This is a genomic window from Ruegeria sp. ABV3_008 (assembly GCF_056161185.1).
The window spans coordinates 185,163-206,195 of record NZ_JBSWYP010000008.1; the positions used below are offsets into that span (position 1 = coordinate 185,163).

Below are 21,033 nucleotides of genomic sequence, written 5' to 3' on the forward strand. Positions count from 1 at the left end.
GATGAGCATTCTGAGCTTCAAGAACGCCTCGAAATCCTTCGGTGAAGGCACCGCACGCACCGATGTGCTGAAAGGCATCGACCTTGACGTGCAAGAGGGTGAGTTTCTGGTGATCCTCGGCTTCTCGGGCACTGGCAAGACGACCCTGATCAACCTGATGGCCGGTCTGGATACGCCAACCAAGGGCGAGGTCACATTCAAAGGTACTCCGATCAAGGGGCCGGGCCCAGAGCGTGGCGTGATTTTCCAGAACTACTCTCTGATGCCATGGCTGACGGTCAGCGGCAATGTGGGGCTGGCGGTGGATACGGTCTTTCCCGGCCTCAGCAAGGCCGAGAAAGCCGAGAAAGTCGCACACTATGTGAAGATGGTAGGCCTCAGCCACGCCGCGACGCGTCGCCCGGCGGAACTGTCGGGCGGGATGCGCCAGCGAGTCAACGTGGCGCGCGCTTTGTCGATGAACCCCGAGGTTTTGTTGCTGGATGAGCCTCTGTCGGCGCTTGATGCGCTGACCCGCGCCAATCTGGCGGATGAGATCGAACACATCTGGGAGGCCGACAAAAAGACCTGCGTGCTGATCACCAACGATGTCGACGAGGCTATCATTCTGGCCGACCGGATTATCGCTCTGAACCCCGACGGGACTTTGGGGCAGGAGTTCCGCGTTTCGATTCCCCGCCCACGCGATCGGGGTGCGATGAACAATGATGAGACCTTCAAACGCCTCCGCGCCGACGTCACCAAATACCTGATGGATGTGGGGATCGAAGCCAAGGTCGAAGGCTCTCGGATCCTGCCGGATGTCACCCCAATCCACGGGGTTCCAACAGCGGTCGCCGAGGCGCAGAAGGGGATGATCGAGAACCGCTTCCTCGACTTCTCGCAGCTTCACAAAGTGTATCCAACGCCCAAAGGCCCTCTGACCGTGGTCGAGGATTTCGACCTGAAGATCGACAAGGGTGAGTTTATCTCGCTGATCGGCCATTCCGGCTGCGGCAAGTCCACGGTTCTGACCATGGCGGCAGGTCTGAACGACATCTCGAAAGGCGCGATCAAACTGGATGGCCGTCACGTCGAAGGCGCCGATCCCGAACGCGCCGTAGTGTTCCAATCGCCCAACCTGTTCCCATGGCTCAGCGCCAAAGAAAACGTCGCGATCGGCGTCGACAAGGTCTATCCCAAGGCCAGCATGGCCGAGCGGCAGGACGTAGTGGAGTACTATCTGGAACGTGTCGGACTGGCCGAAGCGATGGACAAATCTGCCTCCGACCTATCGAACGGCATGAAGCAACGGGTCGGTATTGCCCGCGCCTTTGCCCTGTCTCCCAAACTGCTGTTGCTGGATGAGCCGTTTGGGATGCTCGACAGCCTCACTCGCTGGGAATTGCAGGAAGTGCTGATGGAGGTCTGGTCCCGCACCAAGGTCACCGCAATTTGCGTCACCCACGACGTGGATGAGGCAATCCTGCTGGCCGACCGCGTGGTGATGATGACCAACGGCCCGCAAGCGACCATCGGCAAGATCACCAAGGTCGATCTGCCGCGCCCGCGCACGCGCAAGGCCCTGTTGGAGCACCCGGATTACTACGCCTACCGGCAGGAGGTCCTCGATTTCCTCGAAGAATACGAACACGGCGCCAAGCCCAAAACACCCGCCCCCAAGGCGATTGCAGCGGAGTGATATCATGAAGCAAAGACTTGTTGTCATTGGCGCAGGGATGGCCTCAGGCCGGGTGCTGGAACACCTGACCAACGCCTCGCCGGATGCGTTCGACATCACCCTGTTCAACGCCGAGCCGCGCGGGAACTACAACCGCATTATGCTCAGCCCGGTCCTGTCGGGCGAGAAAACCTATGAAGAGATCGTCACCCATGACGACACCTGGTATGCCGAGCGCGGCATCTCCTGCCGCTTTGGCGAGCAGGTGGCCAAGATCGACCGTGAGATGAAGGTGGTCGAGGGCGTCAACGGACATGTGCCCTACGACAAGCTGGTGATTGCGACAGGGTCAAATCCGTTCATCATCCCTCTGCCCGGTCATGATCTGGACGGCGTGATCGCCTATCGCGACCTCGAAGACACCCAGCGGATGATGGGCATGGGTTCGAGCAACAAGGTTGTCGTCATCGGCGGCGGCCTACTGGGACTTGAAGCCGCCGCGGGTATGGCCGCGCATGGGGTCGACGTGACCGTCGTTCACATCATGGGCCACCTGATGGAACGGCAACTTGACGACGCCGCAGGCTATTTGCTGAAGAAATCGCTGGAAGATAAAGGCATCAAGATTTGTCTGCAGGCGAACTCCAAGGAAATCCTCGGGCAAGATGGCAAAGTCCGCGCGCTGCTTCTGGACGACGGGACCGAATTGCCATGTGACCTGCTGGTCATGGCCGTGGGGATCCGCCCGAACACGGCGCTGGCGCAAGAGGCCGGTCTGGCCACCGGGCGCGGTATCCATGTGGATGACCAGATGCTGACCTCGGACCCGGATGTCTACGCCGTGGGCGAATGCGTCGAACATGACGGGGCAGTCTTTGGCCTTGTCGCGCCGCTTTATGATCAGGCGAAAGTCGCAGCGCAGGCGCTGTTGGGCGAAGAAGCTGCGTTTGTTCAGAAAACCCTCTCGACCAAGTTGAAAGTCACCGGCTGCGATCTGTTCAGCGCGGGAGACTTCGCGGACGCGCCAGGGCGTGAGGATATCGTGTTCCGCGACCCCTCGCGCGGGGTCTACAAGCGGCTGGTCATCGAAGAGGACCGTCTGGTCGGCGCGGTCATGTATGGCGACACTGCCGACGGCAGTTGGTTCTTCGGGCTGATCAAGGACGGCACCAGCATCGAAGACATGCGCGAGACGCTGATCTTCGGGCCTGCCTATCAGGGGGGCGATACCGCGGACCCTCTTTCAGCCGTTGCAGCATTGCCGCCTGAGGCGGATATTTGCGGCTGCAACGGCGTATGCAAAGGTGACGTTGTCGAAGCGATCAACGCGGGTGCCAGCGATCTGGGCACCGTGCGTGCAAGCACCAAAGCCAGCGCCTCGTGCGGGACATGCACGGGGCTGGTTGAGCAAGTTTTGCAGGTCACTCTGGGTGATGAGTTCCAAATGCCAACGGCGCAACCGATCTGCGGCTGCACCGACCTGACCCACGAGGACGTGCGCCGACTGATCAAAGGGCAAGAGCTGAAAAGCCAAGCCGCAGTTTGGCAGGAGCTGGGCTGGACAACACCCAATGGCTGCCATGTCTGCCGTCCGGCCATCAATTATTACCTGCTGGCCGACTGGCCTCTGGAATATCAGGACGACCCGCAAAGCCGCTTCGTCAACGAACGCAAGCACGCCAACATCCAAAAGGACGGCACTTTCAGCGTTGTCCCGCGTATGTGGGGAGGCATCACCACCCCCGAAGAATTGCGTGCCATCGCGGATGCGGCGGACAAATACGACGTACCCACGGTGAAAGTCACCGGCGGCCAACGCATCGACCTGTTGGGTGTGAAAGGCGAAGATCTACCTGCCATCTGGTCGGATCTGAACCAGGCCGGTCTGGTCTCGGGGCATGCCTATTCCAAAGGGCTGCGTACCGTCAAAACCTGCGTCGGCACCGATCATTGCCGTTTCGGCACGCAAGACAGCACAGGTCTCGGCATCAAGCTTGAGAAAATCCTATGGGGGTCGTGGACACCGCACAAGCTGAAACTGGCGGTGTCGGGTTGCCCGCGCAACTGCGCCGAGGCGACCTGCAAGGATATCGGTGTGGTCTGCGTCGACTCAGGCTACCAGATCAGCATCGGCGGAGCCGCCGGTATGGACGTCAAAGAGACTGAATTGCTCTGTCAGGTTCCAACCGAAGACGAAGCGATCGAGGTCGTGATGGCCGTCACACAGGCCTATCGCGAAGGCGGCAAGTATCTGGACCGCTTGTATAAATGGCTGGGCAAGGTGGGCATGGACTGGGTCAAGGCTCAGGTCGTGGAGGACCGGGAGAACCGTGCCGCTCTGGTCGAACGGTTCGAACTTTCCCAAAGCATCTACCGCAAGGACCCGTGGGCGGAACACGTCAAGGAAAAGGCGCAGACCTATGCGCCGATCGCAGATTTCACACTGGAGGCCGCGGAATGAGCTGGATCGACATCGGACATATCGAAGACATCCCCCTGCGCGGCGCGCGTTTAGTGAAAACGCATGTCGGCTGTATCGCGGTCTTCCGCACCGCCGAGGCCGAGGTCTTCGCCGCCACCAACAACTGCCCCCACAAAGGCGGGCCGCTGTCCGAGGGGATCGTGCATGGGCAATCCGTGACCTGCCCTCTGCACAACTGGGTCTTCGACCTGAACACAGGCCAAGCACAGGGCGCTGACGAGGGGCAGATCGCCACCTATCCGGTGCGTCTCGAAGGCGGGCGCATCCTGTTGGATGCCAGCACTGTCGCCCATCGGAGCGCCGCCTGATGGACGGCACTGGCCTACCCGAGATCCGCTCGACCTGCGCTTATTGTGGGGTCGGCTGTGGCGTCCTGCTGCGCCCCGACGGGGCCGGAGGGCTGGCCGTGCGCGGTGACCCCGACCACCCGGCCAATCATGGTCGGCTCTGCTCCAAGGGCTTGGCTTTGGGTGAGACCGTCGGCCTCGACCACCGCCTGCGAAACCCGCGCGCATTTGGTCAGGATGTCGGGTGGGATGACGCCCTTCAACTGGTCGCGGATCGGTTCTCGGCGACGATCAAGGCGCACGGGCCAGACGGTGTTGCCTTCTACGTCTCGGGGCAATTGCTGACCGAGGACTACTATGTCGCCAACAAGCTGATGAAGGGGTTCATCGGATCGGCGAATATCGACACCAATTCGCGCCTCTGCATGGCATCCACCGTGGCCGGGCACAAACGCGCCTTTGGCACGGATACCGTGCCCGGAACTTATGAGGATTTGGATCAGGCCGATCTGGTCGTTTTGGTCGGATCGAACCTCGCTTGGTGCCATCCGGTTCTTTATCAACGCCTCATGGCGGCACGTCAGGCGCGGGGGACCCGGATTGTCGTGATCGACCCGCGCAGAACGGCAAGTTGCGATCAGGCCGATCTGCACCTGCCTCTGGCACCGGGCAGCGACGTGGCCGTGTTCAACCATCTGCTTGGCCGCATTCACGAAACCGGACAGGTCGACGCCGGTTTCCTGAGCCATACGACAGGGTTCACCCACGCATTGGCTGCCGCGCAAAAGGACGACCCAAGGGCGACAGGTCTGGATCAAAAAGACCTCGACGCCTTCTGTGAAATGTGGATCGGGACGGAACGCGTGGTCACGGTCTTCAGCCAGGGTGTCAATCAATCCTCGAGCGGGACGGACAAGGTCAACGCGATCCTGAATTGCCATCTGGCCGCGGGCCGGATCGGGCGACCCGGCATGGGGCCGTTTTCTGTCACCGGGCAGCCGAACGCCATGGGCGGGCGAGAAGTCGGTGGGCTCGCCAATATGCTCGCCTGTCATCTGGACATCGAAAACGAAAGCCACCGCACGGCGGTTCAGCGGTTCTGGGCTGCACCAAACATGCCCAAGAAACCGGGGCTGAAAGCCGTCGACCTGTTTCGAGAGATTGAGAAGGGGCAGATCAAAGCCCTCTGGGTGATCCATACCAACCCCGCCGTCACCATGCCCGAGGCCGACCGGGTGCAGGCCGCCATCAAAGCCTGTCCCTTCACGGTTGTCAGCGACCTGACCGAACACACAGACACCGCCCGCGTCGCAGATGTGGTGTTGCCAGCAGCTGGATGGGCCGAGAAAAGCGGCACCGTCACCAACTCGGACCGCACGATCAGCCGCCAGCGCGCCGTCTTGACCCCTCCGGGCAATGCGCGGGCCGATTGGGACATCCTCGCCGAGGTCGGCCGCCGTATGGGGTGGAAAGAGGCGTTCGATTATAGCTCGCCCGCGCAGATTTTCCGCGAATACGCTGCCCTGTCATTGGTGGCCAAACCCTTTGGGCGTGATTTCGACATTTCCGGATATGCGGAGCTGTCGGACGACGACTATGCCGAGCTGCAACCAACCCGCTGGCCGGTGACGCCTGACGGCACTGGAGGGAGGTTCTTTGGCGACGGGCGGTTCTTCCACCCGGACGGCAAAGCCCGCCTCGTCCCGGTCAGCCACAGACCGCCCGAAGCGAAGACCTCGGAGCGCTACCCGTTCCTTCTGAACACCGGGCGCACGCGGGACCAATGGCACACCATGACCCGCACTGGCCTGTCACCGCGCCTGTCCTCGCACCTGGCTGAACCTTTTATTGAGGTTCACCCCGAAGATGCGGCTCGTCTCGGGCTAGACCCCGACAGCTTGGTCGAGGTCAAAAGCGCGGTCGGGGCCTGTATCTTCCGGTTAAAGACATCCGACGCCGTCGCACCCGGACAGGTCTTCGCGCCGATCCACTGGACGGGTGAAACAGCCCCCTCGGCGCGTGTCGATGCATTGATACCCGGCGTCACAGATCCTGTGTCAGGCCAGCCCGAAAGCAAAGCCGCTGCGGTGTCCCTGCAACCCATGAAGGCGGGTTGGTACGGTTTTGCAGTCTCCGCGACACCTCCATCACCGTCGGCAGAATATCGGGCAACGGCGAAAACCGAAAACGGCTATAGAACCGAGCTGGCGGGCTCTGAGATGCCCTCTGACTGGGAGGAAACGGCCCGAGACTGGTTCCAACTGCCGGACGCCCTGTCCACATCGGTCGAAGACCCCAAACGCGGGTCATTCAGGATCGCCCTGTCAGACGGTCCGCGCGTTCTTGCCGTTCTCTTTGTCTCTCGGGACCCTGTGACCTTGATGCGGGAGTATCTTGCAACCCTGCCCGATGCTGCGCCTCATCAGCTCCTCTCCGGTCGTTCCGCAAACGGTGTCGAGGATGGCGGGCCGATTGTCTGTTCGTGTTTCGGGGTTGGGTTGAATACGATCGTCCGGGCCATCGGTTCCCGGAACATCGCTGATGTCGATGACATCGGCAGGCTTTTGCAGGCGGGTACGAACTGCGGCTCTTGCCGCCCGGAACTGTCAGGATTGCTTGCAAAGCCTTCAGTTCCGATCTTGCAGGACGTCGAACCCTAGGCGCAGGACCATTTCAGGGTTCTGCAACGCCGCCAAAGTCGGAACACGCAGATCGGCAGTATTGGCGAATGGCCCTGTGCGCCAAAAAGACCAAGGCCGCAGCTTTTGCTGCGGCCTCTTTTTTGCTCTCAGATATCAAGAGTATGCTGTTTTTCCCAGTTCGAGAAGTGGGACACGAACGAGTTCCACTCCTGATGCTTCATCTTCAGGAAAGCGCCAGAGAACTCCTGCCCCATCATCTCTTTCAGTTCGGCGTCCTTGTCGTATTCGCGCAGGCCATCCAGCATGTTCAGCGGCAGCTTGGGCGCGTCGGTGACCGTGTGGCCTTCGGCGTACATGTCGATGTCGTAGCGCGGTCCCGGATCAGCCTTGTTGCGAATGCCCGACAATCCGGCGGCGATGATCACTGCCTGCAGCAGATAGGGGTTCGCCGCACCATCGGGCAGGCGCAGTTCGAACCGGCCCGGACCGGGGACGCGCACCATATGGGTGCGGTTGTTACCGGTCCATGTCACAGTGTTGGGCGCCCACGTGGCCCCTGACATGGTGCGCGGGGCGTTGATGCGCTTGTAGCTGTTCACCGTCGGGTTGGTGATCGCCGCCAACGCGCTGGCGTGTTTCATGATGCCGCCGAGAAAGTACTTGCCCTGCTCGCCAAGACCAACCTCTCCGGTCGGGCCGTCGCCGTCGCCCGCAAACACGTTGGTCTTCGCATCCGCGCCCGGCGCGTCCCAGACCGAGATATGGGCGTGGCAGCCATTGCCCGTCAGCCCCTCGACCGGCTTGGGCATGAAGGTGGCGCGCAGCCCATGCTTCTCGGCCACGGATTTAGTCATGAACTTGAAGAAGGAATGCTTGTCGGCGGTTTTCAGAACGTCATCGAATTCCCAATTCATCTCGAACTGGCCATTGGCGTCCTCGTGGTCGTTCTGATACGGGCCCCAGCCAAGGTCCAACATGTAGTCGCAGATCTCGCGCACCACGTCATAGCGGCGCATTACAGCCTGCTGGTCATAACAAGGTTTTTCTGCGGTATCGAACGGGTCGCTGATCTGCTCGCCATCGGGGGTCAGCAGGAAGAACTCGGCTTCGATGCCGGTTTTTACATGCAGGCCCATCTCGGCGGCCTCGTCGATCAGACGGCGTAGCACGTTGCGTGGGGCCTGGGCCACATCCTGCCCCTCCATCACGCAATTACCGGCAACCCAAACGACTTCGGGCTTCCATGGCAGTTGGATCACCGAGGACGGGTCTGGCACCGCCAGCATGTCGGGATGCGCGGGGGTCATATCCAGCCAAGTGGCGAACCCGGCAAAACCGGCGCCCTCTTCCTGCATGTCGGCAATGGCTTGTGCGGGAACCAGTTTGGCCCGCTGTCCACCGAACAGGTCGGTGAACGAAATCATGAAATATTTGACGCCTTTTTCTTTGGCGAAAGCTGCCAGATCTGTCGTCATGGTCGGCCTTCCTTTCCCTGTTTATCAATCCCAATAGAAGAAAGGCGCAGCCCCGTAGGACCGCGCCTTTTGAATGTCAGATCAGAACCCGGCCTTGCCCGGATACCAGTCGGTGCCTGCCAGGGGCACTTTTGCCATCGCAGCCGCCTCCATCGTCAGGGCACATAAGTCCTCAGGTTCCAGATTGTGCAAATGATTGTGACCGCAGGCCCGCGCGATGGTCTGCGCCTCAAGCGTCATGACCTTCAGGTAGTTGCGCAGCCGTCGCCCGGCATCAACCGGGTCAAGACGCGCGGCAAGCTCAGGGTCCTGAGTGGTGATGCCCGCGGGGTCCTTCCCTTCATGCCAGTCGTCATAGGCCCCGGTTGTGGTGCCCAGCTTCTGATACTCGGCTTCCCATTTCGGGTCGTTGTCGCCAAGGGCAATTAGAGCCGCCGTGCCTATCGCCACCGCATCCGCGCCAAGCGCCATCGCCTTGGCCACGTCTGCCCCGGTGCGGATACCGCCCGAGATCACAAGCTGCACCTCGCGATGCACCCCCAGATCCTGCAGCGCCTGCACTGCGGGTCGGATACAGGCCAGCGTCGGAATGCCCACATGTTCGATAAATACATCCTGCGTGGCCGCCGTACCGCCCTGCATCCCGTCCATGACAACCACATCGGCCCCGGCCTTCACCGCCAGCGCAGTGTCATAATAAGGCCGCGTCGCGCCAACCTTGACGTAGATCGGCACCTGCCAGTTGGTGATCTCACGCAGTTCGAGGATTTTGATCTCAAGATCATCCGGCCCGGTCCAATCCGGGTGACGACAGGCCGAGCGCTGGTCGATCCCCTTGGGCAGGGTCCGCATCTCAGCCACGCGGTCGCTGATCTTCTGGCCCAGCAGCATGCCGCCGCCGCCGGGTTTGGCCCCCTGCCCCACCACGATCTCGATCGCGTCGGCCTTGCGCAGGTCGTTGGGGTTCATGCCATACCGTGAGGGCAGATACTGATAGACCAGCTTGCTGGAATGGCCGCGTTCTTCAGGTGTCATTCCACCGTCACCGGTGGTGGTCGAGGTGCCGGCCGCCGAAGCACCGCGGCCCAAGGCCTCTTTAGCCGGGCCGGACAGTGCGCCGAAGCTCATGCCAGCGATGGTAATCGGAATATCCAGCTGGATCGGGTTCTTGGCAAAGCGCGTGCCCAGCGTCACCGAGGTATCACAGCGCTCGCGGTAGCCCTCCAGCGGATAGCGGCTAACGCTCGCCCCTAGAAAAAGCAGGTCATCGAAGTGCGGTACCTTGCGTTTGGCTCCGCCCCCTCGGATGTCATAGATACCGGTGGCCGCCGCGCGGCGGATTTCGGCGTTGATCGGGTTGGAAAAGGTCGCCGACTGGATCGGCACGGTGCGGGGGGTCTGATCGTCCATATCTTTCATACCCTTTATCCTTAGTAAGCGGCGGCGTTGTCGACGTCGAAGTTATACAGCTGACGGGCCGAGCCATAGCGTTTGAACTCTTCCGGTTTGGCGTCGCTGCCTGCACGGTCCAGCAGATCCTTCAGGATCTCAAGATGTTCGGGGCGCATCTCTTTCTCGATACAATCCGCACCGAGGCTTTTGACCGAGCCGCGCACGAACAGCCGCGCCTCGTAGAGGGAATCCCCCAGCGCGTCGCCCGCATCGCCGCAGACCACCAGATTTCCCGCCTGCGCCATGAAGGCCGACATATGGCCAATATTGCCATGCACCACGATGTCTATCCCCTTCATCGAGATCCCGCAGCGCGAGCTGGCATTGCCCTTGATCACCAGCAATCCACCATGGCCTGTCGCCCCGGCATATTGGCTGGCATCGCCGTCGACGATGACCTGACCAGACATCATGTTCTCGGCCACGCCAGGCCCGACCGAGCCTTCGACCCGCACAGTGGCCTGTTGGTTCATGCCCGCACAGTAATAGCCGGTCGAGCCCTTCACCGTCACCTCGATCGGTGCATCCAGCCCGACCGCGATGGCGTGGCTGCCTTTGGGGTTCACCACTTGCCAGCTGGTCTGGTTGGTCTCTTTGCTCTGGTCCTGAAGAGCGGCGTTCAGCCCGCGCAGGCCGTGGGCCTCAAGATCATAGGTCTGCATTTTACGCGGCCTTTTTGTTGGGGGTATCGGTGTGGGACCAGAAGTAGACCGTTGCCGGCTCCGGCTCCCAAACGCGGGCATCTTCGATGCCGGGCAGGTTCACCAAGGCTCGGTATTCACTGCCGAAGGCCACATATTGATCGGTTTCCGCCATGACCGCAGGTTTGCAGGCAATCGGGTCACGGACCACGCCGAACCCATCTTTGGTGCCAACGACAAAGGTGAAGAATCCATCCAGATCCTCAAGGCTGCTTTCCAGCGCCTCGCCCAGAGACGCGCCATTCATCATTTTCCACGTCAAGTAAGCGGCGCCCACCTCGGTGTCATTCTCGGTCTGAATATGGACGCCCTCACGACGCAGCTTGCGCCGCAGCGAGTTGTGGTTGGACAGCGATCCGTTATGCACCAGACACTGATCATCCCCAGTGTTGAACGGGTGCGCACCCATCGTGGTCACCGCTGATTCAGTGGCCATACGCGTGTGGCCGATCCCATGCGTTCCGGTCATGCCGCTCATCTCAAAACGAGCGGCAACATCTTTGGGCAGACCGACCTCCTTGTAGATCTCAAGGCTTTCTCCGCGGCTCATGATCCGGACCGAGGGGCGGATCTCGGCCAGCGCGGCGCGGGCGGCCTCGAATTGATCGCCGGGGATATCCAATACCGCATGGGTGTCGTTGATCGTCTGGGTGACAGAGGCGTTCATGCGCTGGCCCAGCTCGTCCGCCAGACCGGCAAAGTCCTGTTCGGGGTTTGCGGACTGAACGGTGACTTTTGTAGTGCCTTGAGATGGATCGCCGTAAATCGCGATACCAGCGCTGTCGGGCCCACGATCGGTCATGGTGTTCAGCATATCCGTCAGCATCTCACCCAGCTTGGGCGACAGTGACTGGTCCTTAAGGAATAGTCCGACGATTCCGCACATGGCAGACAGCTCTCCTTGCGTGTTTCGTTGCGCGTGTACGCTAGCAACAAAACATCGGATCCTCAATAACCAGAGGAAATGTTTTTTCCTAACAGGCAAGTTCTGCCCAATTTCTGGGCGCTCATTTACAAGCCACGGCAAGAGAGCACGGCAAATTTAGAGCTGTAGGCCTAGTTAATTGATTGTCAGCACTCTGATAAAAGGCGGATCAGCTTGTCTGAGGGTAACTGATCACCGACAGGTATCGCGCCGGTAGGCTGACCAGTCGCTCCGGTCCATGCGGCGCATCCGCATCGAAGAACAGAGTATCACCGGGTTTCAACGGATAAACCTGCTCCCCATGGCGATAGTCCACCTCACCCTCCAGCATATAGATCGTTTCAATCCCGCCATGCTGGAAGGTTGGGAAAACATCCGATTCCACAGTCAGAGTGATAAGATAAGGCTCAACAATCACGCCCGAACCATTGGCGCCTAGATGACCGAGAAGGTTGTATTGGTGATGCGCCCGCGTGCCTTCGCGCTCTAGCTCGACTCCTTCACCGGCCTTGGTGTGGACAGCGTCGCGACGCTCTTCAAAACGGCGAAAAAAGCTGGTCAGCGGAACCGACAACGCGTCGGCCAGCAGTTGCAGCGTGTTCAGCGAAGGTGACGTATTGCCGTTTTCGATCTTGGACAACATCCCGATCGACAGGCCGGTAACCTGTGCCAGCTCCGCGACCGTTGTGTTCTGTTGCTTGCGAAAGGCCCGAACCTCGCGACCGATGGCCACTTCCAGAACCTTTTCCCGGTCACCAGACCGGATCGAATGAGGATCCTGCGTGAGTTTCGTCATAGAGGCTCTGTCGTTTGGCTTGGCCGTCATATCCACTGCCCTTGCTACAAGTGTTTGAGCCTGTTCGGCAAGGCGCTCAGCCTGCAAGTTGGATAGCGAAGCCTTTGGCAAAAGTCTATCGCCCGCCAAAGGCCAGGAAGAGTTGAGGGCATTGCCAACCTCCAACGCATGATGAGCGTGCATTGGATCGCGCGCGGTCACCTACCAAAGCGTGACACGTTCGGCAGCGGCGACCGCTCAATCTTTTGTCGTGGCGTCTATGCGTTTGACCATTCGAACGGAGATATCACGCGGGCGCCAGGAAATGCCTGAAGAACATCTGCCTCGGCTTCTTTCAGGAAAACCAGCTTGATATTCGCCCCCGCATCCATCGTGGCATAGGCTGCAAGACCATCTTTGCGAGCCCGCCACAAACGATGCAGGATCACCCAGCTTTGATCTGTAAGGTAGGTCAGCGCGGGACGCGCGGCTTGCATCGTCGCGTGCATGGCCAACGCATTCGCCTCGGCCGTTTGGCCCAGGGTTTGAAAGTCTCTCTCAATGACCGCTTGCTCGATGGTCTTGCAGTCCCGCTCGGCCATCTCGGGCCAGCTGGAAAACAGAGGGCTGGTATCGACCGTGTGGTTCATTCCATCGCGGGACGAGTGCAGTTTCGGGCCTGTGTCCACCTCGACGATCGCAATGCGGAAATCCGGCCATACAAGGTCAAGCGGCACGCCGTGGCTATCGCCGCCGTCATCGCGCTCGCCCTTGTTCCAGCGCACAAAGCCGTGCCAGAGCGAACGGGTTGCGCTACCACTGCCCAATCGGGCGATCAGACTCATGTCCTGTGTTTGCAGGTCCAACCCGAAACTGCCGCATAGCGCGCGGGTCAACGCAGCAAAGCCCGAGGCGGAAGATGCCAGCCCGGCCGCCGTCGGGATTGTGTTTCTGGTCGAGATCATCAGCGGAACATCGCGGCCGCCGCGAAACAAATCCGCAAACGCAAGCGCCTTGCACGCGAACTCCGAGGTCGGCGGCAGAGGCTGACCGTCCAGCAAGACCTGATCCGACCCGCTCTGGGATGGCTCGACAGTTGTGTGGGACCCCCACTCCGCCAACGAGATCGACAAGGAACTGTTGAGCGGCAGGTTTAACGCTCTGTCCCGTTTGCCCCAGTATTTCGACAACGCGATATTGCTTGGGGCATAGGCGCTGAAGCTTTGAACCTCGCCCGCGTCTCGCATCGCTTGGTCAATGAGGGTCTGAACGGCGTCAGTCATGTATGATCAGTCCTTCGCTGGCCAGTCTCACCGGAGTGAACCCGTCAGGCGGCGCTCCCAGGGCCAGAACGCAATCGCCCAAGCCGGAGCCTGATATCTTGGCCGCCATGACACCTTCGGCCTGTCGGGCCGACGTGATGATCCGGTTCAAGGTTTCGTCGCTCACGCCCAAATCCTCCATGCGGGTCTGATAGCTTGTCAGGGCGTTCGCGAAGGCCACCCAATCGCGGTCCTTCGCGGCACTGATGGCATGATCGGCCAAGTCGCCCATATCCGTATAAAGTGATTTGAACTCGACTTCTCTTCCGATCATCCGTTCCGAAACCTTTTGCAAGACAACCGCAGTGGGGGTCTTGTAGCCACAGTATCGCAGGCAGATCGTAGGAGGGTGAGGCAGTGCCACCATCTCTGGATTTGGTGGAGCGCGGTAAGCCAGCATACCACCCTGCAAGCTGGCTGCTAAATCGGCGCCACTGCCGCGGCCCTGAATATCCTGAATAATCTGATAGGCCTTGGAGTGAATACCGTTCAACGGCTGACCCGTGACGGTCAGAACGGCCCCCAGAGCTGAAATGGTCACGGCGGCAGATGACCCAAGCCCAAGCGTCGGGTCAATCACCGACGAGATCGAGATATCCATCCCGACGTCAATCGCATCCCTGTACATGGCGATTGCGGCGAGGACAAACTTGTATGGCCCCACTGCTTGCACCTGATCCAAATCTACCGTTTGGGTTTCGGCAATCTCGGAGGATAGACGCACCAGTTGATCGGTACGTGGTCGCAGCGTCACCGTTAGTCTTTGTTCAATCGCGGCCACGATGGCTCTGGAGCCATAAACGACTGCATGTTCTCCGGTAATCATGACCGATCCCGGTGCACTGGCCCGTATCATGAATTGGCCCTGTCTGTGCTGTTTTCAGGGGCCTTGCCCATCGCTGCACCTGTTGAGGCCAGACGCAACGCAGACCATTGCATCTGAGGATAGCCCGACATGAAATCGGCCATTTTGTCGTGGTCCTCCATGTGTACCAGAACCACCCCACCAAAATCACCGCGTACAGACCCCGCACCGCAGATTTTGGCCGCGCCGCCAATGCTTTCGATCTGTCTGATAAACGTTTGGCACAGGTCCGGCACGACGCCGATCGTCTCTAGTAGTCGCTGGTTTTCCGAAATCGCGTCATCTAGGTCATGCCCCGAGACAATCGCGGTCAAAAAAGCGGTCGTACAGTCGCCGAAACGTTGCCAAAGGGCGTCGTTCTGCGCGTGTTCAGCCTTCACTGCGCTGACGCATTCGCCAGTGCTGCTTTCAGGCCGACCGTGCAGGACCCAATACCACCCCTTACCCGTCAGCAAACCATGATCCGATGGTAACTCCGGCGCAGCGATACCGGTTTCGCCTGCACGCACAAGGCCGCCTCGGACAACGGCGGCGGCATCAATCGGCCCCGCACGCCCATGCTTGAGACGCTCGCAAAACCGGACCCGCTCATACCTCTCTTCAAGCGTTTTGGGCCGCTCCAACAGGTTTCCAAACAACACCGTTGTCGCCGCGACGATGGCCGCGGACGACCCCATACCCGCGCCGATCGGCAGCTCTGACCGACTGGCCAGCTGTCCGGTCGCTAGTTTGCTGTTCATCGCTCCAATGCCGGGAATCACGGACCCGGGCGCTGCGAGGCTGTCATGCAACAGAGAAGCCAGAGTATAGACCGCCAGATCATCCGGACGCGTGAGGATCTTGTGGACATCCAACTCGCCGCGCGTGAATTGATCAAAGCGCTGATCCAGTGACGACTTGAACTCAGACAACAGTTTCAGAGGGTAGTATTCGCCCGAAGACAGGTTCTCGAACGCAGTCTTAAGGCCTTCACCCAAACCAAGCGGCTGAAACGACACTTCGGTATAGCGGGCCACGGCCATTGCCAGCGCAGGCATGCCGTACAGAACCGAATGCTCTCCGGACAGGATCAGCTTACCGGGCGCGTGGGCCCAGACTTTATCATGCGGTGCGGTCAACGTAGATGCGCTTGTTGTCGTCAATGCTTGCCAGTCTGTAGCGCCCTTTTGCCTCTTCGGGCATGGGCGTATCTGTCCCGTCCTCGCCATTCATCGGGTGCCAAAGGGCAACATATTCATCATATGAGACGGCAATCCGGTCCTCCAGAATTTTCCGGTGGCGGGGTGCAAACAGATGGTCTTTGTAGCCTCCGACCACCTTGGCATCAAAGAACTCACCCGTCGCGCCGGACCCGTAGGAAAACAGCCCCAAGGACTTGTCGGCCAGATCACTATCGCTGTTTTCCAACGTGGACAGGATCGCAAGGTACATTGACGCGGTATAACTGTTCCCGACCTGACGATTGTAGATCATCCCCGGCAGAGCGGCCTGCATATCGGCCTCGGCTTTTGCCTCTTTCGCCAGACGCAGATGCGCCTTCTCGCCCATACGCGAGAATGGCAGATGATAGCAGAACTGCGCAAACGCATCGTAGGGTAAGCCGCCATTTGCCTGATAATCGCGCCAGGAATCCACCAGCGCCCCAAGATAGCGCAGCGCCGAGTACTTACCGTCAACCAAGGGTGTGCGCCGGTGGTTGGGGCGCCAGAAATCCATGATGTCTTCGGTAAACAGGCCCGAGACAGTGCCGATCTCCAACAGCGTCGGGTCAGCCGTGACCAGCATCGCAACGGCTGAGGCCCCTTGCGTCGCCTCACCCGAGCTGTCCAGATCATAGCGCGCAATATCCGAGGCGATCACAAGCACCTTACGATCAGGTTTGCGTGCCACATGGGCGCAGGCCATTTGCAGGGCGGCGGTGGCAGAATAACAGGCCTGCTTCAGTTCCACATTGCGCAGGTTCGAAGGCAGCCCCAGAAGCCGCTGCACATAGATACCCGCCGATTTCGATTGGTCGATCCCTGTTTCTGTCGCGAACAGGATGGTGTCGATCCCGTCTGCGCCGAATTGATCAATGATCGGCTTCGCGGCCTCGGCGGCCAAGGTCACCACGTCTTCGTCATGCCCCGGCATGGCGATCTTTTCCTGCCCGATCCCGCGTGAGAACTTGGCAGGGTCGATGCCGTGATGCTGGGCCAGTGTGTCCAGCGAAATATAGCGATGAGGCGTAAAAAAGCTCATCGCGCTGATACCAGTAGAGATTACCAAAACTTTGACCTTGATCGGATCAGTGAGACATTTGCCTTCAGCTGAGATACATCGGCGCAGCCCAAAAGAAACATCGCCGTTTGAAATTCGCGACGTAACTTTTCGATTTGTCGGATGACCTGCGCGCTCGATTCCTGCGCTGCAGCCAAAAACGGCGCGGCCATTCCGCACAGATCTGCGCCCAGAATGATAGATTTGGCCATGTCCACACCGTCTCGTAAACCGCCGCTGGCGATGAGTGTTGTTGGATCGGTCTTTTTGACCAAGACGTCCCGAGTTTCAAGCAGACTTTCGACCGTCGTCAGGCCCCAATCCTGAAAAACCAGACCCAGATCGTCCTGCTCGTCCGCGCGACGGTGATATTCGATCCGGCTCCAGGAGGTACCACCGCGACCGGCCACGTCAAAATGGCGTATACCGGCGTCATAGGCCCGCTCGGCATCAGGGCCGGACAGCCCGGCACCAACCTCTTTGATCAGCACAGGCACCGGCATGTTCGACACCAGATCAGAGATCTTGCCAGACAGGTTGGAAAAGTCGCGATCCCCTTCGACCTGCACGGCCTCTTGCAGCGGGTTGAGGTGCAGATAGAGCCCGTCGGCCTCAAGCGCCTGAACGGCTTGAAGACAGTGGTCTACATCTAGCCCTGCGTTCAGCTGCACGGCACCGATATTACCGATCAACGGTATGCTCGGCGCGGCATCGCGCAGCTGAAAACTGCCCCTCGAGGCAGGATCCGCGAATAACACACGCTGTGAGCCGACCGACATCGCCACCCCGGTCGCCTCGGCCGCCTCAGCAAGGTTGCGATTGATCCTGGCGATCTCGTCCCCGGTTCCGCCCGTCATCGACGAAATCAGCAGCGGAAAGCTGAGCCGCTTGCCCAGAAACCGGGTGCTGGTGCCGACCGCATCCAGATCCAGCTCAGGCAAGGCGCGATGGGTCAGAGAGATCGCGTCAAACCCGCTGCGCCCGCGTTCGACATCGGGGTCTTCCAGAACGGCGCGCAGATGTTCCAGCTTGCGCCCGGCCACGCTGCGGTCGGCAGGTTTGGGCTTGGTCATCGTTCCAGTTCCATATGGGTGCGAACCAGTTCTCCGGGATTGGTTTGCGCAGCCATCAAGGACAGCTCACCGCACAATACTGCCCCTGCGCAAATGCCAGCCAGCCGACGGGCATTTTCGCCCGCATCGCGTTCCTCTTTGCACCCCATCAGGCGCAGGTTTTCTTCGACCTGCTCATTGCCTTTGCCTGCCCCGACCGAACCGACGATCAGGTTCGGCAAGGTGCATGAGAAATACAGATCTTCACCGCGCGCCTCGCAATGAACGATACCTTGGCTGCCCTCAATGATATTCGCGGCGTCCTGACCGGTGGCCAGATAGAAGGCCAGCAGAATGTTTGCGAAATGCGCATTGGCGCTGCGCAGAGATCCCGCAAGATTGCCACCAATCAGGTTCTTTTCGAGATTGAGCGCTACCATCTGCTCGGGCGTTGTGCGCAGCATGCGCCGCAGAAGCCGGCCCGGAATTTCCACTTCGGCAATGACGTATTTGCCCCGCCCCAATAGCCCGTTCGCAGCGGATGCCTTCTTGTCGGTACACAGGTTGCCCGAGATCGACGCGTAGGCCAAATGCGGCTGGTCGTCCAAGACCCAGTTCAACACCGCCTCGGCCGCCTTGGTCACCATATTGTGACCCGAGGCATCCCCGGTGGAACACTCGATCCGAATATACAGCAGATTCCCGGCGATCTGGCGATTCAGCTTGATCAGACGGGCAAAGCGGCTGGTCGAGGAGATGATCTCGGCCACTTTGTCGGTCTGCGCCTCGATCCGCTCCCAGGCTTGATGCGCCGAGGCCGCATCCTGCGCCCGCACAGCGATGGATCGTGTCATCCGCTCATCAACAAGGGTGACCTGAATGCCGCCTGCATGCCGCGAAACACCCGCACCGCGCGCGGTGGAGGGCCACAAGGGCGTTTCAAAAGTTGCCAGTGGGACGCTGACCTCACCGGACACCAGATTCCCCCTGAACAGAATCGGCCCGACCCATTGGGTTGGAAGCGGGGTCACGAACGTAGATTTGGCGCGCACCTGGTTACCTTTTTCAGTTTCGGTCGACAAAAGCATCTGATCCGATGAGGGGTATCACCAGACCAAAGGGCCAATGTCAAACCGCGAAAGCCAAACATAACGGCCATCGCGGCGATCCCAACGGGTAAACTCATCCCACATCAGCGACATGATGTCGTCGCACCCGCGTACAGTACGGGTAATCAGCCCTCGGATAGACGGGCCGACAAGACCTCGATCCCTTGGACCAGATCGTCATAGGTGTTGCGATCGTCCATGTACTCTCGCAATTGCTGGTTCAGCCCGCCCGGTGTGTTCAATGAGTCGACAAGATCGGCCATCGCGTTCTCGGTCTCCATCGGCGCGGCCATGATCGACCCTCCGATCAAAAGGCGCAGGAATTTCTCAGCCTCATGGGCGCTGCCGGTTTTGCGACCCAGCCAGTTAATCCCGACGGCCAGCGATTTCGCCACCACCGACAACAGGGCCTGAGCGGCCAGAAACTCGTTGAAATCACTCTCCGACTTCATGGTGATAACGGTGTTCGAAGCACCATAGAGCGCCTCAACAGTTGGTGACGCGGGAAAGACCAGAACCGGAGACCCGCCCGAGGCAATGGACGGGAACGGGATCATCAGCGTCTCGAACGAGGCCGGTGCAACGAGGGCCTGAATCTGTTGCGGCGAGATACCGACCATGAACGAGACAACCCGCTGGCCTTCGCGAAACCGCAGCGCGGACAGCATCGCCTCGGCCTGTTCGGCGGTGGATCCGACAAAGACCACGTCACTGGCATCCAATACACCCTGATTGTTAGCCACGGTCACATTGTCGAAGCGAGCCGACAGCTCGGATGAGTTGGCCCGGCTTCTTTCGCTGACAACAATGTCATGCCCATCGCTGACCAAACCTTCGGCGCAGGCCCGCGCAATGGTTCCAAACCCAAGATAGCCAAGCCTCATGTTTGCCTCCTGTTTTCCGGCAAGTGGTCGAGTCGCCCCGTTGATCGCTCTATTCGCCACCGCACGCAAACCAATTCTCCACCGACCAGACATCATACGGACGGAACGGACGGGTTCTTCCCCTGAACGATTGACGATCAGTTTCTCTGATGTTCAAAAGCTTGAATGATAAAGAACCAAATCACTCTCAAACAGCTCGAAGCCTTCACCTTCGTAGTCGATATGGGAACCTTCCGCGCCGCAGCGAACGCGCTTGCCACTACGCAGCCCAATATCTCTTCACGTATCGCCGCGCTGGAAGATGCGTTGGGCACAAAGCTATTGTATCGCGATGCAGGCTCCGTGCGTCTGACAGCTAAGGGAGAGGCGCTGTTGGAAAAAACCAGAACGGTTCTCCGCGCGACCGAAGCCTTGCTGGAAGAGGCCGACCGACAGGATCTGATTCAGGAGCGGTTGCGTCTTGGCGTCACCGAATTAGTCGCCTGCACATGGCTGCAGGATTTTCTGCGGTGCCTAAAACAGCATTATCCCAATCTGAGCGTCGAGCTTGTGGTGGACCTGTCCGGCACAATTGATGAAAAGCTGCTGGAGGGGCAGCTTGATCTTGCAGTGCAGAACGGGCCGTTCAAAACGGAATTGGACGGGACGCGGGAACTGACCCGCGAAGACTATGTATGGGTGGCCAACACGACACTCGCCTCGGCTTTGCCCGAAGGGCGCAGCGTCGACCGGTTTTTCGCATTCTCCGTTCTGACCCATGCTCGCCACACAATTGCAGGGCACAGCCTGCACGCGATGGCGCAGGACCGCGGGCTGGACGCGCAAAAAATCGTGCATTCAAACGCTTTGTCCGCTTGCGTTCCGATGGTATCGGAAGGCCTTGGGATCGCGTTGCTGCCGCGCCCTCTGGTCCAACGCGAGATCGACACGGGCGCCCTGTTGGAACTTCAATCCGACTGGACAGCCGAGCCGCTGCGGTTTTTCGCCCGCTACGATCCAACGCGGGCCGCTCGTTTCGTGGAACACGCGGCGGAAATCGCCGCTCAGCTCAGGCCACACGCACGATAAAAAAATTTGATCAGGAGTAGAAATTAAAGCAATTTGATTTTTCGTCCCGAGCTGGGTTTTAGTCGCGTTTGATAG

General features: G+C 59.7%; 17 protein-coding genes. 5 read left to right on the forward strand and 12 right to left on the reverse strand.

Going from position 1 to position 21,033, the window contains the following annotated elements:
- Position 1 precedes the first annotated feature (1 nt).
- The 4 genes from ACXAH8_RS15155 to ACXAH8_RS15170 are packed head-to-tail and all read left to right on the forward strand — an operon-like array spanning position 2 to position 7,089.
- A complete protein-coding gene (locus tag ACXAH8_RS15155; RefSeq protein ID WP_475219671.1) occupies positions 2–1,681 on the forward strand; it encodes an ABC transporter ATP-binding protein in 1,680 nt (559 codons plus the stop codon).
- Between the two features lie 4 nt (positions 1,682–1,685).
- A complete protein-coding gene (gene nirB / locus ACXAH8_RS15160) occupies positions 1,686–4,121 on the forward strand; it encodes a nitrite reductase large subunit NirB (RefSeq protein WP_475219672.1) in 2,436 nt (811 codons plus the stop codon).
- Positions 4,118–4,450, forward strand: a complete 333-nt coding sequence (gene nirD, locus ACXAH8_RS15165) for a nitrite reductase small subunit NirD (protein WP_475219673.1) — start codon at positions 4,118–4,120, stop codon at positions 4,448–4,450. The genes nirB and nirD overlap by 4 nt, the downstream gene beginning before the upstream one ends.
- Positions 4,450–7,089: a molybdopterin-dependent oxidoreductase gene (locus ACXAH8_RS15170; RefSeq protein ID WP_475219674.1), complete on the forward strand. Its 2,640-nt coding sequence runs from the start codon at positions 4,450–4,452 to the stop codon at positions 7,087–7,089. The genes nirD and ACXAH8_RS15170 overlap by 1 nt, the downstream gene beginning before the upstream one ends.
- Before the next feature lie 128 nt (positions 7,090–7,217).
- Here the strand turns inward: ACXAH8_RS15170 and glnT are convergent, their stop codons facing one another.
- From glnT to ACXAH8_RS15230, 12 genes are all read right to left on the reverse strand, one after another.
- Positions 7,218–8,546, reverse strand: coding sequence for a type III glutamate--ammonia ligase (gene glnT / locus ACXAH8_RS15175; protein ID WP_475219675.1), 1,329 nt, complete (start codon positions 8,544–8,546; stop codon positions 7,218–7,220).
- An 81-nt stretch (positions 8,547–8,627) separates the two neighbouring features.
- Positions 8,628–9,956 carry an FMN-binding glutamate synthase family protein gene (locus ACXAH8_RS15180; protein ID WP_170378697.1) on the reverse strand — a complete coding sequence of 443 codons (1,329 nt, stop codon included), beginning with the start codon at positions 9,954–9,956 and terminating at the stop codon, positions 8,628–8,630.
- Positions 9,957–9,976: 20 nt separating this feature from the next.
- Positions 9,977–10,660, reverse strand: a complete 684-nt coding sequence (locus tag ACXAH8_RS15185; protein WP_475219676.1) for a protein GlxC — start codon at positions 10,658–10,660, stop codon at positions 9,977–9,979.
- Position 10,661: 1 nt separating this feature from the next.
- Complete coding sequence (locus ACXAH8_RS15190; protein WP_475219677.1) at positions 10,662–11,585, reverse strand: class II glutamine amidotransferase; 924 nt, start codon at positions 11,583–11,585, stop codon at positions 10,662–10,664.
- Positions 11,586–11,793: 208 nt separating this feature from the next.
- Complete coding sequence (locus tag ACXAH8_RS15195) at positions 11,794–12,420, reverse strand: helix-turn-helix domain-containing protein (RefSeq protein WP_475219678.1); 627 nt, start codon at positions 12,418–12,420, stop codon at positions 11,794–11,796.
- A 257-nt stretch (positions 12,421–12,677) separates the two neighbouring features.
- Positions 12,678–13,682, reverse strand: a complete 1,005-nt coding sequence (gene mvaD / locus ACXAH8_RS15200; RefSeq protein WP_475219679.1) for a diphosphomevalonate decarboxylase — start codon at positions 13,680–13,682, stop codon at positions 12,678–12,680.
- A complete protein-coding gene (locus ACXAH8_RS15205) occupies positions 13,675–14,577 on the reverse strand; it encodes a mevalonate kinase family protein (RefSeq protein WP_475219680.1) in 903 nt (300 codons plus the stop codon). The genes mvaD and ACXAH8_RS15205 overlap by 8 nt, the downstream gene beginning before the upstream one ends.
- A complete protein-coding gene (locus ACXAH8_RS15210) occupies positions 14,574–15,704 on the reverse strand; it encodes a mevalonate kinase family protein (protein ID WP_475219681.1) in 1,131 nt (376 codons plus the stop codon). The genes ACXAH8_RS15205 and ACXAH8_RS15210 overlap by 4 nt, the downstream gene beginning before the upstream one ends.
- Positions 15,688–16,854 carry a hydroxymethylglutaryl-CoA synthase gene (locus ACXAH8_RS15215; protein ID WP_475219682.1) on the reverse strand — a complete coding sequence of 389 codons (1,167 nt, stop codon included), beginning with the start codon at positions 16,852–16,854 and terminating at the stop codon, positions 15,688–15,690. The genes ACXAH8_RS15210 and ACXAH8_RS15215 overlap by 17 nt, the downstream gene beginning before the upstream one ends.
- Positions 16,848–17,918: a type 2 isopentenyl-diphosphate Delta-isomerase gene (gene fni / locus ACXAH8_RS15220; RefSeq protein ID WP_475219683.1), complete on the reverse strand. Its 1,071-nt coding sequence runs from the start codon at positions 17,916–17,918 to the stop codon at positions 16,848–16,850. The genes ACXAH8_RS15215 and fni overlap by 7 nt, the downstream gene beginning before the upstream one ends.
- A complete protein-coding gene (locus ACXAH8_RS15225) occupies positions 17,915–18,949 on the reverse strand; it encodes a hydroxymethylglutaryl-CoA reductase (protein ID WP_475219684.1) in 1,035 nt (344 codons plus the stop codon). The genes fni and ACXAH8_RS15225 overlap by 4 nt, the downstream gene beginning before the upstream one ends.
- A 182-nt stretch (positions 18,950–19,131) precedes the next feature.
- On the reverse strand, positions 19,132–19,890 hold the full coding sequence (locus ACXAH8_RS15230) for an NAD(P)-binding domain-containing protein (protein ID WP_475219685.1): 759 nt from the start codon (positions 19,888–19,890) through the stop codon (positions 19,132–19,134).
- 165 nt (positions 19,891–20,055) lie between these two features.
- Here ACXAH8_RS15230 and ACXAH8_RS15235 point away from each other — a divergent pair, with 165 nt between their 5' ends.
- On the forward strand, positions 20,056–20,958 hold the full coding sequence (locus ACXAH8_RS15235; protein WP_475219686.1) for a LysR family transcriptional regulator: 903 nt from the start codon (positions 20,056–20,058) through the stop codon (positions 20,956–20,958).
- Positions 20,959–21,033: the final 75 nt, after the last annotated feature.